Source organism: Chromohalobacter sp. (assembly GCF_039830575.1).
Lineage (GTDB): Bacteria > Pseudomonadota > Gammaproteobacteria > Pseudomonadales > Halomonadaceae > Chromohalobacter > Chromohalobacter israelensis.
Genome location: NZ_JBDOOX010000009.1, coordinates 31,878 through 48,184 on the forward strand (window position 1 = coordinate 31,878; position 16,307 = coordinate 48,184).

The 16,307-nt window shown below is 64.4% G+C and carries 16 protein-coding genes; 11 read left to right on the forward strand and 5 right to left on the reverse strand.

Going from position 1 to position 16,307, the window contains the following annotated elements; translation table 11 throughout:
• Positions 1 to 41 precede the first annotated feature (41 nt).
• Together ABGX75_RS07155 and ABGX75_RS07160 are read left to right on the forward strand one after the other, a co-directional pair.
• Entirely contained in the window at positions 42 to 719 is a 678-nt protein-coding gene (locus tag ABGX75_RS07155) for a TetR/AcrR family transcriptional regulator (RefSeq protein ID WP_347410667.1), read from the forward strand.
• Positions 719 to 859: a DUF2256 domain-containing protein gene (locus tag ABGX75_RS07160; RefSeq protein WP_084075963.1), complete on the forward strand. Its 141-nt coding sequence runs from the start codon at positions 719 to 721 to the stop codon at positions 857 to 859. Before ABGX75_RS07155 ends, ABGX75_RS07160 begins: the two co-directional genes overlap by 1 nt.
• Positions 860 to 920: 61 nt before the next feature.
• Here the strand turns inward: ABGX75_RS07160 and ABGX75_RS07165 are convergent, their stop codons facing one another.
• Entirely contained in the window at positions 921 to 1,580 is a 660-nt protein-coding gene (locus tag ABGX75_RS07165; RefSeq protein WP_287124553.1) for a GntR family transcriptional regulator, read from the reverse strand.
• Positions 1,581 to 1,750: 170 nt separating this feature from the next.
• On the opposite strand from ABGX75_RS07165, the gene ABGX75_RS07170 reads away from it, so the two are divergent.
• The 4 genes from ABGX75_RS07170 to ABGX75_RS07185 all read left to right on the forward strand — a co-directional run bounded on the left by ABGX75_RS07170 (position 1,751) and on the right by ABGX75_RS07185 (position 7,317).
• Complete coding sequence (locus ABGX75_RS07170) at positions 1,751 to 3,121, forward strand: glutamine synthetase family protein (RefSeq protein WP_287124554.1); 1,371 nt, start codon at positions 1,751 to 1,753, stop codon at positions 3,119 to 3,121.
• A 9-nt stretch (positions 3,122 to 3,130) separates the two neighbouring features.
• The gene (locus tag ABGX75_RS07175) at positions 3,131 to 4,420 is read left to right on the forward strand and encodes an FAD-binding oxidoreductase (protein WP_287124555.1); all 1,290 of its coding nucleotides are present in this window, start codon (positions 3,131 to 3,133) and stop codon (positions 4,418 to 4,420) included.
• A gap of 101 nt (positions 4,421 to 4,521) precedes the next feature.
• On the forward strand, positions 4,522 to 5,886 hold the full coding sequence (locus ABGX75_RS07180; protein WP_128690055.1) for a Na+/H+ antiporter NhaC family protein: 1,365 nt from the start codon (positions 4,522 to 4,524) through the stop codon (positions 5,884 to 5,886).
• A 21-nt stretch (positions 5,887 to 5,907) separates the two neighbouring features.
• Positions 5,908 to 7,317: an FAD-binding oxidoreductase gene (locus tag ABGX75_RS07185; protein ID WP_287124556.1), complete on the forward strand. Its 1,410-nt coding sequence runs from the start codon at positions 5,908 to 5,910 to the stop codon at positions 7,315 to 7,317.
• 28 nt (positions 7,318 to 7,345) lie between these two features.
• Here the strand turns inward: ABGX75_RS07185 and ABGX75_RS07190 are convergent, their stop codons facing one another.
• Both ABGX75_RS07190 and ABGX75_RS07195 read right to left on the reverse strand, forming a co-directional pair.
• Positions 7,346 to 8,773, reverse strand: a complete 1,428-nt coding sequence (locus ABGX75_RS07190) for a sorbosone dehydrogenase family protein (RefSeq protein WP_287124557.1) — start codon at positions 8,771 to 8,773, stop codon at positions 7,346 to 7,348.
• Entirely contained in the window at positions 8,770 to 9,195 is a 426-nt protein-coding gene (locus ABGX75_RS07195; protein ID WP_110062068.1) for a DUF2231 domain-containing protein, read from the reverse strand. Before ABGX75_RS07195 ends, ABGX75_RS07190 begins: the two co-directional genes overlap by 4 nt.
• A 327-nt stretch (positions 9,196 to 9,522) precedes the next feature.
• On the opposite strand from ABGX75_RS07195, the gene ABGX75_RS07200 reads away from it, so the two are divergent.
• Positions 9,523 to 11,238, forward strand: coding sequence for a mechanosensitive ion channel domain-containing protein (locus tag ABGX75_RS07200; protein ID WP_287124558.1), 1,716 nt, complete (start codon positions 9,523 to 9,525; stop codon positions 11,236 to 11,238).
• 70 nt (positions 11,239 to 11,308) lie between these two features.
• Here ABGX75_RS07200 and ABGX75_RS07205 read toward each other — a convergent pair whose 3' ends face one another.
• Positions 11,309 to 12,214 carry a LysR family transcriptional regulator gene (locus ABGX75_RS07205; RefSeq protein ID WP_110062066.1) on the reverse strand — a complete coding sequence of 302 codons (906 nt, stop codon included), beginning with the start codon at positions 12,212 to 12,214 and terminating at the stop codon, positions 11,309 to 11,311.
• Positions 12,215 to 12,364: 150 nt separating this feature from the next.
• On the opposite strand from ABGX75_RS07205, the gene ABGX75_RS07210 reads away from it, so the two are divergent.
• Entirely contained in the window at positions 12,365 to 13,105 is a 741-nt protein-coding gene (locus ABGX75_RS07210) for an SDR family oxidoreductase (RefSeq protein ID WP_110062065.1), read from the forward strand.
• A 43-nt stretch (positions 13,106 to 13,148) separates the two neighbouring features.
• Here ABGX75_RS07210 and ABGX75_RS07215 read toward each other — a convergent pair whose 3' ends face one another.
• Entirely contained in the window at positions 13,149 to 14,597 is a 1,449-nt protein-coding gene (locus tag ABGX75_RS07215) for an MFS transporter (protein ID WP_258305833.1), read from the reverse strand.
• A 73-nt stretch (positions 14,598 to 14,670) separates the two neighbouring features.
• On the opposite strand from ABGX75_RS07215, the gene ABGX75_RS07220 reads away from it, so the two are divergent.
• The 3 genes from ABGX75_RS07220 to ABGX75_RS07230 all read left to right on the forward strand — a co-directional run bounded on the left by ABGX75_RS07220 (position 14,671) and on the right by ABGX75_RS07230 (position 16,292).
• Complete coding sequence (locus tag ABGX75_RS07220; protein WP_035414694.1) at positions 14,671 to 14,967, forward strand: YciI family protein; 297 nt, start codon at positions 14,671 to 14,673, stop codon at positions 14,965 to 14,967.
• An 8-nt stretch (positions 14,968 to 14,975) separates the two neighbouring features.
• Positions 14,976 to 15,323, forward strand: coding sequence for a hypothetical protein (locus tag ABGX75_RS07225; protein WP_110062064.1), 348 nt, complete (start codon positions 14,976 to 14,978; stop codon positions 15,321 to 15,323).
• Between the two features lie 105 nt (positions 15,324 to 15,428).
• The gene (locus ABGX75_RS07230) at positions 15,429 to 16,292 is read left to right on the forward strand and encodes an SDR family oxidoreductase (protein ID WP_035414787.1); all 864 of its coding nucleotides are present in this window, start codon (positions 15,429 to 15,431) and stop codon (positions 16,290 to 16,292) included.
• The last annotated feature ends 15 nt before the right edge of the window (positions 16,293 to 16,307 follow it).

A 16,307-nucleotide genomic window follows, 5' to 3' on the forward strand; every position in this document is an offset into this window, starting at 1 on the left:
CGGTTCTCCGGGTCGAGAGAAAACCTACTAAAGGTAGGTTTTTGAACATTAACCTACTCATGGTAGGTTTTCAATCTGCCAGAGAGCATGGAAGAGGGGAGAACGTGAAGCGCAGTGTAAGCGAGACAGGACAGAAAACAGGCGCCAGGCGGCTCTCCGGGCCCGAGCGGCGGCATCAATTACTGGATACGGCGTTGCAGGTCGTGCGGGAAGAGGGCGCGGATCGACTGACGCTGGGCCATCTGGCAGCGCGTGCCGGCGTCTCCAAGCCGGTCGCTTATGATCATTTCGGAACGCGCTCGCAGCTTCTGATCGCGTTATACAAACTGATCGATCGCCGGCAATCGGAGGCACTTCGCGAAACGCTGACGACCGAGGGCCGGAGCTTCGAGGAAACTGCGGCGCTGCTCGCGGCCGCCCACGTGCATTGCCATGCCGACACCAGCGGCGAGTGGCATGCCATTGGCGCCGCGCTGGCGGGAAGCGAAGAGAAAGAGGCGGTCTATCAGGAGTTGCTCGATGGCTACGTTCAACTGTTCGCGGCGGTATTGAGGCCTTATTGCACGCTTGAGGAGACTGAGCTCGAACGCCGCTGTGTGGGCTTGATCGGTGCGGGTGACGCGCTGTCGGCGGCCATGGTGCGCGGTAACTGCAGCGAGGCCGACGCGGCGGAATCGTTCGCCGTACTGATCCGGGGTGGGCTTCGGGAGACGCCTTGATGCCGCATCGCAAACCTCACCTTCCCACCAAGATCTGCCCGGTGTGCCAGCGCCCCTTTGCCTGGCGCAAGAAGTGGGCGCGGGACTGGGAGAACGTCGTCTATTGCTCGGCCCGGTGTCGCCGCGAGAAGAGGGGATGATGCAAGCCGCCCGGTTGGCGCGCATTGCCGTTTCAGGGCGCGTTTGCCGTGTGAGCTGCTGTCATTCCAGCAGCAGCATTCCCTGTTCGATATCCGCGGCAATCGCCTCGCAGAACGACGTCAGGTCGCCGCGCCTGAGCGCCTGTGTCACTTCGCGATGATAGTCGTCGGCGATGCTCGATGCGCCCCAGCGCGTGCAGATGTAGCGCATGCTGGGACCATATTGCAGCCAGAGTATCTCGACTAGTGGCAACAGCACCTGCGATTGGCTCAGGCGATAGATATGGAAGTGAAACTGGTAATTGCCGCGCATGTAGCTGACCAGGTCGTCCTGGGCGATGGCGTCGTTGATCTGCTCGTCGATCCGTTCCAGGGCCTCGATGTCGGCGACCCCGATATGGTCGAAGGCCTGGCGCGACACTTCGGTTTCCAGGTTCTTTCTGGCGAACAGGATTTCATGAAACCGGTCATGGCTCAGCTCCGGGACGATGATCTTGCGGCTGTCGGAGAAGATCAGCGCACCCTCGGTTACCAGCCAGCGTATCGCCTCGCGGGCCGGCATGGTGCCGGTGCCGTATTTCGCGGCGATGCGCCGAATCGAGATCACTTCGCCGGGCGTGAAATCACCCTCGCAAAGACGCACGCGCAGGGCCCGGTGAAGCCGGGTCGAGGCGGTGTCGGGCGAAAAAGCCGTACGACTGGCGGTTGATTCCGTGGTCATGCGATGTGCCTGAGCCTTTTACGAAATGGAAGTCCGAGCCAGGCATTCCAGCTTAACGTAACTGGCGGGGGCAATCACGATACCGGTTTGCTTGTGGGGTCGATGGGGCTCTGCTAGTGTGATCACACATATGTGATCACACCGGACCATAACAAGATCGAGAGTCCCCTATGGCGCAGATATCGCAGGCTCCGTTTGCCCGCAGCACCGACCGCCCTCACGAGGACGCGGCCACCGACCGGGTCGAAGTGCTGTGCATCGACATGAACGGCATTCCGCGCGGCAAGTGGGTGCCCGCCGAGCAGCTCGACAAGGTGATGGAGGGACAGGTGCGCCTGCCGCTCTCGACGCAGTCGCTGGATATCTGGGGCGAGGACAACGATGCGCTGACCGGACTGTCGCAGTCGATCGGCGACCCCGACGGAGTCTGTCACGCCGATGAGCGTACCTTGACGCCACTGCCCTGGGCCAAGGGCCACCAGGTGCTCACTACCCTGCACGATTTGAACGGCACGCCGAGTTTCATGGACCCGCGCGCCATGCTCGCCGCGGTCGTCGAGCGCTTTCGTCGCCACGGCTGGACGCCGGTAGTCGCCATCGAGCTGGAGTTCTACCTGCTCGATGCCGAGGCTCGGCACGCGCTCGAGCCGAGGCCGCCCGCGCCGCTGTGTCCGGGTGGGGATCCCCGGGGGCAGCAGCTCTACGAGCTCGAGACCATGGATGCGGTGGCGCCGGTCCTCGACACCATTCGTGCGTTCGCCCGCGCCCAGAACATCCCGGCGGATACGCTGATCGCCGAGTTCGGGCCGGGACAGTTCGAGGTCAATCTCTGGCATCGCCCGGATGCCCTGGCCGCCGCCGACGATGCGCTGTACTTCAAGCGTCTCGTGGCTCAGGCCGCCCGTCATCACGGCCTGGCGAGCACCTTCATGGCCAAGCCCTACACCGATCAGGCGGGATCGGGCATGCATCTGCACGTCAGTGTGCTCGATGAAGACGGCAACAATATCTTCGATCGCGACAACGGCGCCGGGCATCTCGACGCTGCCATCGGCGGCGTGATGCATAGTTTGCTCGATGGTCAGGCGATCTTCGCGCCGCACGGCAATTCCTACCGCCGCTTTCAACCCGACAGCTTCGCTCCGATCGAGTGCAACTGGGGGCGCGACCATCGCGGTGCGGCCGTCCGCGTGCCGGAATGGCAAGGCGCCGCGGCGCGTCTGGAACACCGCGTGGCCGGTGCCGATGCCAATCCTTATCTGGTCGCCACGACGCTGCTGGGAGGCATTCTGCATGGGCTCGAGCAACGCATCGCGCCGCCACCGGCCATCGAGGACGAAGCCCACGCGTGGCAGCGCTCCGAGCATCTCACCCATGACTGGCTCACCGCGCTCGAGCGTTTCGCCGTCTCGCCGGCCATGGCCGATATCTTCGGCACGGCATATCGAGATCTCTACGCCAGGATCAAGCGTCACGAGGCCCGGGAGCTCATGGCCAGGGTCACCGATGTCGACCGCCAGACGTATCTTTCCCGTCTTTAAGGAGCAGGCATGACCCAGCAACGCTGTGCTTCCTATTACACCGCATCGATCGTCCAGGAATCCGACTATCCGCGACTGGAAGGTGAGCATCGTGTCGACGTGGCGATCGTCGGCGGCGGCTTCACCGGCGTGGCCACGGCGGTCGAGCTGGCCGAACGCGGCTATCGCGTGGCCATCGTCGAGGCCAACCGGATCGGCTGGGGGGCCAGCGGACGCAACGGCGGGCAGGTGACCGGCAGTCTCTCCGGCCAGGACGCCATGGCCCGACAAATGCGCCGCACGCTGGGCGACGACGCCGACAGCTTCGTCTGGAACCTGCGCTGGCGCGGGCATCGGATCATCAAGCAGCGGGTCGAAAAGTATTCGATCCCCTGCGATCTCAAGCACGGCCACCTGCAGGCGGCCTACAAGCCCAGCCACATCAAGGCGTTGCGACAGGATTTCGAGGCGTCGCAGCACCATGCCATCGGCGAGCATGTGCACTGGCTGGATGCCAAGGCGGTGCGCGAGGTGGTCGGTACTGAGCTCTATCACGGGGCGATCCGCAACGATTACAACATGCACCTGCACCCGCTCAACCTGTGCCTCGGGGAGGCCCGCGCGGCGGCAAGCCTGGGGGCGCTGATCTTCGAGAATTCGCCGGTGGTGGATATCGAGCACGGCGATACGCCGGTGGTGGTCGGCGAGCACGGCCGGGTGACGGCCGACAGCGTGATCCTGGCCGGCAACGCCTATCACCGCCTCGAGCGCAAGCAGCTGAAGGGCAAGTTGTTTCCGGCATCGCTGGGCATCGTCACGACGGCGCCGCTATCGCCCGAACAGGTGCAGTCCATCGACCCCGAGGATCTGGCGGTCTATGACACGCGTTTCGTGCTCGACTACTACCGACTGACCGCCGACAAGCGGCTTCTCTTCGGTGGCGGCGCCAACTACTCGGGGCGCGATTCACAAGACATCGCCTCGGAGCTGCGGCCGCGCCTGGAGCACACCTTCCCGCAGCTCGAGGGCATTGCCATCGATTTTCAATGGCAAGGCATGGCGGGCATCGTCATCAACCGCATTCCCCAGCTCGGCAAGCTCTCTGACAACGTCTACTACGCCCAGGGCTACTCCGGCCACGGCATCGCCACGTCGCACATCGTCGGAGAGATCATGGCCAATGCGGTTTCCGGCACGCTCGAGGAGTTCGATGCCTTCGCCAACGTGCGGCACATCCGCATCCCGCTCGACGACCGGCTCGGCAATGCACTGCTCGCGGCCGGCATGTGGTACTACCAACTACTCGAAAAACTCAAATAGCAATTACTCGAAAAACTGAAATAGCGGCGCTTTGGCGCCCGACAATTCGGCTTCCCGTCATTCACGAAGGCACAACAACAACTCCGCTGAGGTGAGACACGATGGAATATGACAATCCCCTTGTCCTGCTGCCCACGGCAATCGTCCTGATACTGGCATTGTGGACCCGACGGGCCCTCGAGCCCCTGGTCCTGGGGGCCTTTATCGGCACCTTGATGATCGATCCGGGCAATGCCTTGAGCAGCCTCACCGAGGATCTGCTCACGGTGATGACCAACGAGGATGTCGCCTGGGTCATCATGGTCTGCGGCCTGATGGGCAGCATCATCGCGCTGCTGCTCAAGTCCGGTTCCTCCCGCGCCTTTGCGGACAAGCTGATGCGCTATACCACCAGCAAGCCTCGCGCGCTGCTGGGCTGCTGGATCATGGGCATCATCCTGTTCGTCGACGACTACCTGAACTCCCTGGCCGTCGGCACCTCGATGCGCAAGGTCACCGACCGCTTCAAGACGTCCCGGGAAATGCTGGCCTACGTGGTCGACTCCACCGCCGCGCCCATCAGCGTGCTGATCCCGATCTCGACCTGGGCGGTCTTCTTCGGCGCGCTGCTCGAGACCAACGGCGTGGCGCAGGATGGCCAGGGGGTGTGGACCTACATTCAGGCCATTCCCTTCATGTTCTACCCCTGGGTCGCGGTGATCCTGGTGCCGCTTTTCATCTTTCGCTGGATTCCTGCCTTCGGCCCGATGAAGAAGGCCGAGCAGCGTGCCGAAAAACAAGGGCAGTGCGTGCCGCCCGGTGCCGAACACATCGATGACGAAATCGCCCACCTCGAAGCGGACACCCATGCGAAAGGCAGCATCTGGTCCTTCCTGCTGCCCATGGCGTCACTGGCCTTCTTTACCTGGTGGTTCGACCTGGATTTCCTGATGGGCATCTTCGTGACCCTGGCCGGCATGATCGTGGCCTTCATCGGGTTCAAGAAGCTGTCGCCCAGCCAGACCTTCGACAATATCCTGGAAGGCTTCAAGTCGATGCTGGATGCCCTGGCCGTGCTGGTGGCCGCCTTCCTCTTCAATGAGGTCAATACCTCGCTGGGGCTCGCCGATTATGTCATCACCACGGTCGAGCCGCTGGTCAGCGCGGAAATGCTGCCCTTCATCATTTTCACCGTCATGGGCTTCGTGTCCTTTGCCACCGGGTCCAACTGGGGCGTCTTCGTGATCATCCTGCCGATCGTCGCCGTGCTGGGGCAGAACCTCGGGGCCGACATGACGCTGGTGATCGGTGCCACGCTCTCTGCCAGCACCTTCGGCAGCCATGCCTGCTTCTATTCCGATGCCACGGTGCTGACCGCCCAGGCCAGCGGCTGCACTCCCTTCCAGCACGCCTTCACCCAGTTGCCTTATGCGGCCCTCGCGGGCTGTATTGCCGCCGCGGGGTATCTGGTGCTGGGCTACATGTGATCTCGGACGAGCGAATACGCCATGCACACTGACGCGCCTAGCAACTTCTGGAGCACCACCCTGGACGAGCGGCCGGCGTCGCGCCCGCGCCTGACCGCGCATGTCCAGGCCGACGTGGTCATCGTCGGTGCCGGCTTCACCGGGCTATGGACCGCTTATTACCTGAAGCGCCTTGCCCCCGAGCGGGAGATCGTCGTGCTCGAGGCCGAGCGAGTCGGGCATGGCGCATCGGGGCGCAATGGCGGCTGGGTGGTGGGTAACCTCGCCGGGCTGGAACGACACATCGGGGGCTTGTCACGTGAAGAGCGGCGAACCTGTTGCGGCGTGGTGGCCGATAACGTCGACGAGGTGGGTCGGGTACTGGCGCACGAGGGGATCGAGGCCGATTTCAACAAGGGCGGCGCGATCTATGCGGCGGCTCGCTACCGAGATCAGATCGCCATCCAGCGCGACTACCTGCAGCATCTGCATGAGCTGGGTCACAGCGAGGCGAACTGCTACTGGCTGGATGCCGAACAACTCTCGGAGAAGGCCCGGTTCAGAAACGGCCATGGCGGCATCTACCACCGCCAGGTCGCCACCGTGAACCCGGCCAAGCTGGTCGCTGGCCTGGCCGAGCGCGTCGAGCGCCTGGGCGTGACGATCCACGAGCAGAGCCGTGCCGAGACCCTGTCGCACCACAAGGTGAGCACGCGCGAAGGCAGCGTCGAGTCACCGATGGTGGTGTGTGCCACCGAGGGGTACGCCGACCGGTTCCTCGATTTCAAGCGCCACGTGATTCCGGTGCAGAGCCTGGTGATCGCCACCGAGCCGCTATCGGAAGCCCGCTGGCAGGAGATCGGCATGGCCGAGCGTCCCGCCTTCGCGGATGCCAGCCGGTTGATCAATTACGGTCATCGCACCGCCGACGGGCGCATCGTTTTCGGCGCCCGCGGCAACTATTATCTCGGCGCCAGATCCAAGGCCGACCAGGCGATCGATGATGGGGCCATTCGCATGCGGCGGGATTTGCTGGTGGATCTCCTGCCCGCGCTGGAGGGTGTCAGGGTCGAGTATGGCTGGGGCGGTTCGCTGGGCTTGTCGCGCAACTTCCGCCCGCATGCGATCCTCGACCGCGCCAGCGGCCTTGCCACCGCGGGCGGTTACGCCGGCGAAGGGGTGGCCGCCTCGCACCTGTTCGGTCGCACCCTGGCGGAGATGATCCTCGAGCGCGATACCGAGCGGGTGCGCATGCCCTGGGCCTTCAGCGACGCCAGTCATCGTCAGCTGATAAAACGCTGGGAAGTCGAGCCGCTACGCTGGCTCGCCGCGCAAGCGATCACCTTCAGCTATGCCGGAGAAGAAGCGCTGATGCGCCGCGACAAGCCGGCGCCCCTGCTCAAGCCCGCACTCAGACGGTTGAACGATCGCTTCGCCTCGATCATCGAGTAACGGTCGAGCCGGGCGCCCTGCGCCGGGGTCAGCCATCCCCGGCGTAGCCGTCCTCGGGCATCTCGGCCTCGTCTTCCGGCGGCGTGGCTTCCTCGCTGGAGGCGTCCGCTGACGCCTCGGCGGCGGGTTGCGTTGACGATGCCGCGTTGCCATCCCGTGTGACCCGCCAGATCGCGTTGGTCATGTCGTCGGCGACGATCACCGAGCCATCCGGCGCGACGGTGACGCCGACGGGGCGGCCGCGGGTCTTGCCGTCGCCGGTCAGGAAGCCGGAGACGAAGTCGACCGGGTCGCCGGCGGGCTCACCGTCCTCGAAGGGGATGAAGACCACCTTGTACCCCACGGGATCGGTACGGTTCCAGCTGCCGTGCTCGCCGACGAAGACGCCGTTGGCGAATTCCCCGCCCACGGCCGGGTTGGAGAAGTCGACGCCGAGCGGCGCGTGGTGCGAGCCGAGGCTGTAGTCGGGGGCGATCGCCGCTTCCACCTTCTCGGGGTTCTGCGGACGCACGCGCGGATCGACGTGCTGGCCCCAGTAGCTGTACGGCCAGCCGTAGAAGCCGCCATCCTGGATCGAGGTGAGGTAATCCGGCACCAGGTCGGGGCCGAGTTCGTCACGTTCGTTGACGACGGCCCAGAGCCGGTCGGTCTCCGGCTGGATGGTCAGCGCGGTGGGGTTGCGCACGCCGGTGGCATAGGCGCGATGCGCCCCGGTCTCCGGATCGATCTCCCAGATTTCCGCACGGTTCACTTCCGCCGCCATGCCGCGTTCGGTGATGTTGCTGTTGGAACCGATGCCGACGTAGAGATAGTCGCCTTCCGCGCTGGCGGTCAGGGCCTTGGTCCAGTGATGATTGATCTCCGACGGCAGCGGCGTGACCAGTTCCGGTGGGCCGCTGGCTTCGGTCTGGCCTTCTTCGTAGTCGAAGCGAACGAGCGAATCTTGATTGGCCACGTAGAGATCGTCATCCACCAGGGCGAGGCCGTAGGGCGCATTGAGGTTGTCGGCGAAGACCGTCTGTTCCTCGTATTTGCCATCGCCGTTGCCGTCGCGCAGCAGGGTCAGCCGGTCGCCGCCCTTGACCGAGGTGGTGCCTTGCGACTGGATCAGCCCGGCGATGAAATCCTTAGGCCGCGATTTCGGCGCCTTGCCGCCGCCTTTGCCTTCCGCCACCAGGATATCGCCGTTCGGGAGCACCAGCGTCTGACGTGGGACCTTGAGGTCGGTGGCGATGGCGGTGATCGTGTAGCCATCGGGTACCGCGGGTTTCGCGTCGCCCCAAGGGGCCTGCTCGGGCACCGTCATGTTGGGCAGAAGGCCTCGCTGCGGTTCGGGCAGTTCCGGGTCAGGACCGTACTCCTGGCCCGAGTCGGCGGCCTGGGCGCCGCCGGCGAGCAGCAGGAGCGAAAGGGGAGCGACGTAACGCATGCCAGTGGACTTGGATGTTAGCTTCATGACTGACCTCCGCGCTTGCGGCTGATGAATCCGATCCAGACGGCGATGAAAGAGAGCACGGCAATGACGATGGAGAGCGTCAGTCCCGTCGGCATCATCGCCCAGGCGTCTCTGGCGTGGACCAGCGCGTTGACGACGCCCAGGCCCCAGGTCACCAGCAGCAGCAGGAAGTAGACGACGGAAAGTCCTCGGTGGCCGGCCGAGCGAAAGATGCCGATCAGCGCGCAGATCAGCGCCAGACCGCAGAACACCAGGCCGCCGGCGTTCAGCCAGGAAGCGAAGTGGCCCCATTGAATGTGATATGTCGAGGCGTAGGCATAGTCGCTCAATGCGGCACCCAGAAAGAGTGGAAAGGCGCCCGCCAACAACATGCCATGCAGCGGGTTCGGTCCACTTCGTATCGACCTTTCGGCAGTGACCATCACGGCAAACTCCTTTTGCGGATCAGTGAAAGGCACCTCGTCACGCGAGGTCCGAAGGCGTGACGGGCGTGAGGCATCCCCGGCTGCAGTGTAGTTTGCTCATGCAGGCCCCACCAAAAGAGTCGTACTGCGGCCCCTTGCTGAGCCATGAAAGCGGGTCCTCAGGACCGGGTGCGGGAAAGGAAGACTGGACGCGGCGGTGGCCGGTGCGCTGTACTGCGAGCAACCACTAACATCTCTCGCTTTACAGGCGCGGGGAGGCCGGGTCTGGAGCGATCCGGTACCGGGTGGCAGGCATGGATGACCCACGGAATCGGTAAGGGACTTATGAAGAAAAATGGCGCATGGCGACTGTGGCTGATGGCTGCGGTGGCGTTCACGATGACCGGCCTGTGTGCGGCGCAAACGCCGGAAGAGGAGCGCGAGGAGACGCGCTGGTTCGTCGTCGATTCGCTGAACGCGGGACTGGGCGAGCCACCCGAGACGGTCGAGCGCGTGACGCCACGGGAGTTGATCCGCAGCTTTCTGACGCTGACCGAGAATGAAGATTTGGCGGCGGCGGCGCATGCCCTCAATCTTTCCGAGTTGACACCGGCGGAGCAGCGCAAGCGCGGCGGCCAACTGGCCAGGCAATTGGCCGAAGTGCTCAAGCGAGGCGAATTGCTGAAGGTTTCCGATCTCCCCGGGCGCCAGGATGCCGCCATCGAGGACCCCTCGGGTCAGCATCCCCAGGCGGGGGAGCCGCGTCGCAACCTCAAGCTGGCCTCCCTGACGGCCCAGGGCGAAACCTATGACATCCGCCTGGGGCGCTACCGGGTGGGTGACCAGGAACCGGTCTGGCTGGTCATGCCGGACAGCGTGTCTTCGGTGCCGTTGCTTTACGAGGAATACGGCCCCTTGATGTTCGAGACGTACATCCCGGAACGCTTCAAGGCCTCGTTCGGGGCGCTCAAGATCTGGGAGTGGATCGCCATCCCGGTCTTCCTGCTGGTGGTGGGCCTGATGGGCTGGTGGGTCTACCGTCTGGTCGGGGTGCTGGCACGCTGGTTGCCGGCCGGCGCGCCCAGCATCTTCACCGGTCGCATCAAGCTGCCCGTGGCGCTCGTCGTCATGTCGCTGGTGACCCAGATGCTGCTCGACTACGTGGTGTCGTTCTCGGCGGTGGCGACCTCATCGCTGCGGGTGCTGTTGATCGTCGTTCTGGCCTGGGGCGCGGGGACGGTGGCGTTGCGTTTCGTCGATACCCTGATGTTGCGACTGACGCGGCGGCTCATGGGACAGATCGATGACTCCAAGCCCAAGGACGAACGCAAGCTGCTGACGACACTCTACGCGTTGCGCCGGATCATCATCCTGATCACGGTCACCGTGGTGTCGATCTATGTGCTGAGCCAGGTCCAGCTCTTCGAGACGCTGGGCATCACCTTGCTGGCCTCGGCCAGTGTCCTGACGGTGCTGGTGGGCATCGCCGGCCAGGCCGTGATCAGCAATATCCTCTCGTCGTTCCAGTTGTCGCTGGCGAAGCCCATCCGCATCGGCGATCTGGTGGTGTTCGAGGGCCAGTGGTGCTACGTGGAGGGAATCTTCTACACCTTCATTCGCCTGCGGGTCTGGAACGACCGGCGCTTGATCGTGCCGGTCACCTACTTCGTCTCCCGCCCCTTCGAAAACCTGTCGGTCAAGAACGCCAAGGAGTACCGGAGCCTGGAATTGATCCTGCACCTGAGTGCCGACGTCCAGTGCCTGCGGGAGAAGTTCCTGGAGTACGCGCAGGAAGAGGAAAACGTCGTCGAACACCACAAGCTGTCTTGCTACGTGACGGGGCAGACCGAGCGGGCGCAGACGGTGGTGTGCTATCTGATGACGTCGGACCCGTTCGCGGGCTGGATCGCCGAGATGAATGTGCGGGAGAAGCTGATGGCCTTCATCCGGGATCATCACCCCGAGTGGTGGCCGCGGGAGGTGACGGTCATCAGCGAGCGCGACGTCGCTCTCGGCGAGTGCTCGGGGCTCCCATCCGGCCATGGCGGCGGGGCTGCCTGAGTGAGCCAGCCGGGATCGCGAGTGCCGTCATCCGGTCTCGGGCATGGGCAAGACGTTGGCCGCATCGTCTTCAGCCACCGCCGAAGCTGGCCTCGTAGAGGTCGCTGATCCACTCCAGGAAGACGCGCACCCTCGGCGAGAGGTGGCGTCTTTGCGGATACACGGCGTAGAGCGGCAGGCTCGGTTTTTCCCACCTGGGCAGGGCTTCCACCAGTTCTCCGGTCTCCAGATGAGGCGTGAGCCGGAAACGCGGCAACTGAATCAGCCCGAAGCCCTCCAGTGCACTGACGACATAGCTATCCGCGTCGTTGACGGTGAGCCAGCCGCCGGTAGTGACATGGCGTGTCTCACCGTCGACGACCACGTCGAGGGTCCTGTCCGGTGCATTGAACCCGGAAATGAAATGGACACCGTGATGGTGGCGGAGCGACTCGGGGGTGCTCGGCATTCCCATGCGTTCCAGGTAGGCCGGGCTCGCGCAGATGACTTGCTCAAGTGTGGCCAGTCGCCGGGCGACCAGGCTGGAATCCTCGGGCTCGCCGCTGCGCACGGCGCAATCGATGCCTTCACCGACGAGGTCGACTCGCCGGTCGCCCGTGGTGATGACCAGTTCCAGCAAGGGATAGCGCGCGTGGAAGTCGTCGAGGTGTGGCAGCACGATGCGGCTGGCGTGCGTGCCATGCAGTTCGACGCGCAACACGCCGCGCGGGTTGTCCGCGATGGGCTGAAGCATCGCCTCGGCATCTTCGAGTTCCGCCAGCAGGTGAAGGCAGCGCTGGTGGAAGGCCTCGCCTTCCGGCGTCGGGCGTACCTGGCGGGTGGTGCGCTCCAGCAGACGCACGCCAAGCCGCGACTCCAGTCGCTGAATCGCCAGCGTCGCGGTGGCTCGGGGGATGTCCAGCGCGTTGGCCGCTCGGGTGAAGCTGCCGCTCTCCACGATACGCACGAAGAGCGTCATCGAATCGAACCGATCCATGATTGTTTATCTTGAATGAATGGTGTTGGCAGATTAGTCGATTTATCCAGGTCAGGAAAATACGAATACTGATGCCGTTTTCCAGTGGAAGACCCGCTGGACAACGCCGGACATTCACCGATGCATTCGCAGCCGATAAGGAGTCGATTCATGACGAGTCGCGTACGCAAAGTCGCTCTGGTGACAGGAGCTTCCCGCGGTATTGGACGTGCCATTGCGTTGCAATTGGCCGCCGATGGATTCGCCGTGGCGGTGAATTACGCGGGCAATCGAGCGCTGGCCGAACAGGTCGTGGCGGATATCGAAGCCGCAGGCGGACGCGCTCTGCCGGTGCAGGCGGATATCGGGGACGCTCACGCCGTCAGGCGCTTGTTCGAGGAAACGCAAGACGCCTTCGGGCGGCTCGATGTGGTGGTCAACAACGCCGGCGTGATGCAGATGGCCAACATGACCGTCGACAACGTCGACATCCTCGACAGAACACTGGCGACCAACCTGCGCGGCAGCTGGCTGGTGATGTCGCAAGCCGCCGAGGTCCTGCGCGAGGGCGGACGCATCATTGCGTTCTCGTCCTCGGTGCTGGGCAAGTCATTCCCCGGTTACGGTGCCTATATCGCCAGCAAGGCCGGGGTCGAAGGCTTGGTGAGAGTGCTGGCCAACGAGCTGCGAGGGCGCGAGATCACCGTCAATGCCGTGGCGCCGGGGCCCGTGGCGACCGAGTTGTTCCTGGAGGGAAAGAGCGACGATCAGGTGCAATCGATCGCCAATCTGTCGCCGTTCGAACGTCTGGGGCAGCCTGATGAAATCGCCGAGGTGGTCTCGTTCCTGGCCGGGACGCAGGGACGTTGGGTCAATGGCCAGATCCTGCGCGTCAACGGTGGCATGGTATGAGCCGAGGCCAGCTGCCATGGCCCGTCATGGGCGCTGGATGCCCTCAGGCGTCGCCATGACCATGAGGGGTTTGCAGATAGGCCGGCCAGTGGCGACGTCGCTGCCGTAACAGCATGATTCCCCCGATCAGGGCGGCGACGAGACCGGCCGTGGCACCGACGGACATCGCCCAGCGCGGACCGGCGTGATCGGCCAGCCAGCCGACGATGGGGGCGCCGAGCGGTGTGCCGCCCATGGTGATGGCCATGCGCAACGCCATGACCCGGCCGCGCATCGTCGGTTCCGTCGAGAGTTGAATCAGCGCGCTGGAGGCGGTCATGAAGGTCAGTGCGGCCAGGCCGGTCAGCATCAGGGCGACGGCGAAGACGTACGGGTTGGGGGCGAGCGCCGCCAGGCCGCAGAACACCCCGAACCCCAGGGTCGAGAGGCACAGCAACCGCGTGCGCGGGCGTTCGCGCTTGGCGGCGAGTAACGCGCCGGTGACCGAGCCGACGGCCAGGCAGGAGGAAAGCAGCCCGTACTGACCGGCCTCGCCGTGGAACACGCGCACCGACATGGTGGAAATGTAGACCGCGAAGTTGAGGCCGAAGGTGCCGATGACGAACAGCATGAGCAGGGTGGCTTTCAGGTCGGGCCGCTGCCACACGTAACGAAAGCCCTCCGTCAATCCGCCGACGTGGTGTCTCGGGCGCGCGGTGGAGTACAGTTCGTCGTGGCGCAGCAGGCACAGCGATCCCAGCACGGCGGCGAACGAGGCGGCGTTGATCAGGAACACCCAACCACTGCCGACGACGGCGATCAACAACCCGGCCACGGCGGGGCCGATCATGCGCGCGGCATTGAAAGAGGTCGAGTTGAGTGCCACCGCGTTGGCGAGATAGGCCTCGCCCACCAGGTCATTGACGAAGGTCTGCCTGAGCGGTGCATCGAAGGCCGTGACGCAGCCCAGTCCCAGGGCGAAGGCATAGACCTGCCACAGTGTCACCGCGCCCGTGACGGTGACCAGGCCCAGTCCCAATGCCAGCAGACCGAGCAACGCCTGGGTCACGAGGATCAGTCGGCGCCGGTCGAAATGATCGGCCGCGTACCCGGTGAGAGGCAGCAGCAGCAGTTGGGGAGCGAACTGCAAGGCGATGGTGATGCCCACGGCGCTGGCGTCGTGGGCGGTGAGCACGGTCAGCACCAGCCAGTCCTGTGCCACGCGCTGCATCCAGGTGCCGATGTTGGAGATCAGGGCACCGATCGCCCACACCCGATAATTGTAGAAGCGCAGCGAACGAAAAAGACGCGTATCGCTCATATTGCGCCCGACGCCGGTCGGGCGGAAGCGGCGATCGCGCGGTACTTTGAGGGACAGTACGGCAGTATTGGTGTCGGCATGGGCAAACGGTATCGGTCGGCGGTGTCCTGAGTGAAAGGGGCTGGCCCGGGCGAGGCGCTCGCCTTCGAACGTGTCGTGACGCCGCGACGGCGTCAACCACCGTTGTACCATGTCCTGCGCTCGCGCATGATTTAGGCCATGGTGGTAAACGCTTTTCCCATGCACACAGACGCGAGGCGATCCGATGACCGAATATGCCGTAGTCGCTTACGACTACACCGACGATGATGCCCTGAACCGCCGCCTGGCCAACCGCGAGGCGCATCTGGCAGGCGTACGCGCGCTGGCCCGGGAGGGCTGTTTCCTGAGTGGCGGGGCGATCCTGGATGACGACGGCAAGATGATCGGCTCCAATGCGCATTTTCGATTCGCCGATCGCCAGGCCTTGCAGGCGTGGCTGGATGTCGAGCCCTACATGACCGGACGCGTGTGGGAGCATGTCGATATTCGCGAACTCAAACGCTTCGATCCCACGGCGTGAGCGCCATCATGCCCGAGACCCCGCTACCGCTGAGTGTCGCCGTGCGTGAATGCCTGCAAATGGCACCGCCCACGGCGTTGCCGATGACCTACCACCGGCTTGCCGAAGCGCTCGGCTTGCAGCCGCCGCGTACCATCGCACGCGTCACCCAGGCGCTGGAGGCGTCGATGCGCGAGGATGCCGCCGAGGGGCGTCCCTTCATTGCCGCGCTGGTGGTCAGCCGTCGTGCCCCCCACATGCCGGCACGGGGCTTTTTCGAGCTGGCCGTCGCGCTGGGGCGATTCCCCGACGATACCGCCCTGCATGCCCAGGCGTGGCGGGACGAATACCAGCGAGCCCTGACGCGACGTGAATAAGCGTGCGCTTGTGCTGCCTCATACCCGGGTCTACGTTGAGGATTCGGGCCCGATACCTGTCGGGCCCGGCATTTCTTCATACATGGGCACCACATGGAGGTGAGCATGGTTCGCAAGGTCGCGATTCACGCACAGTCCCAGACACTGCCGGGCAGCGAAGCCGAGATGGACCCGCCGGCGGAAATGATCCGTCCCGGCTATCGGGGAGCGGCGAAGCTGGAAGGCAAGATCGCCTTGATCACCGGTGGCGACAGCGGCATCGGCCGCTCGGTGGCGATCCACTTCGCTCGCGAGGGCGCCGATGTGGCGGTGGTCTACCTGAGCGAGCGCGAGGATGCCGCCGAGACGCAGCGCCTGGTGGAGGCCGAAGGGCGCCGTTGTCATCTGATCGAGGGCGACCTGGCGGAAGCCGAGTTCTGCCGTCGTTGCATCGACGAGACGGTGCAGGTCTACGGAGGGCTCAACATCCTGGTCAATAATGCCGGCACCCAGTGGGTGTGCCAGGACCTGACCGAGCTTTCCGACGAGCAGTGGCGCTCGGTGTTCGAGACCAACATGCATAGCCAGTTCTATCTCGCCAAGGCGGCGTTGCCGCACCTGGGCGAGGACGACGCCATCATCAACAACGCCTCGGTGAATGCCTATATCGGGCCGGACTTCCTGGTCGATTATTCGGCCACCAAGGGGGCAATCGTCAGCTTCACGCGGAGTCTCTCGAACCAGGTGGTGGGGCGCGGCATTCGTGTCAACGCCGTGGCGCCCGGGCCGGTGTGGACGCCGTTGCAGCCGGCGACGCTGGGCGCCCACGACCCGCAATGGCTGGAAGGCTTCGGCGAGGAGACGCCGATGGGACGCGCCGGACAGCCCAGCGAGCTGGGACCGGTATTCGTCTTCCTGGCGAGTCTCGATGCCTCTTTCATCAGCGGCCAGACGATTCACCCCAATGGTGGTACCGTCGTCAATGGCTAATGACAGCCAACGTTT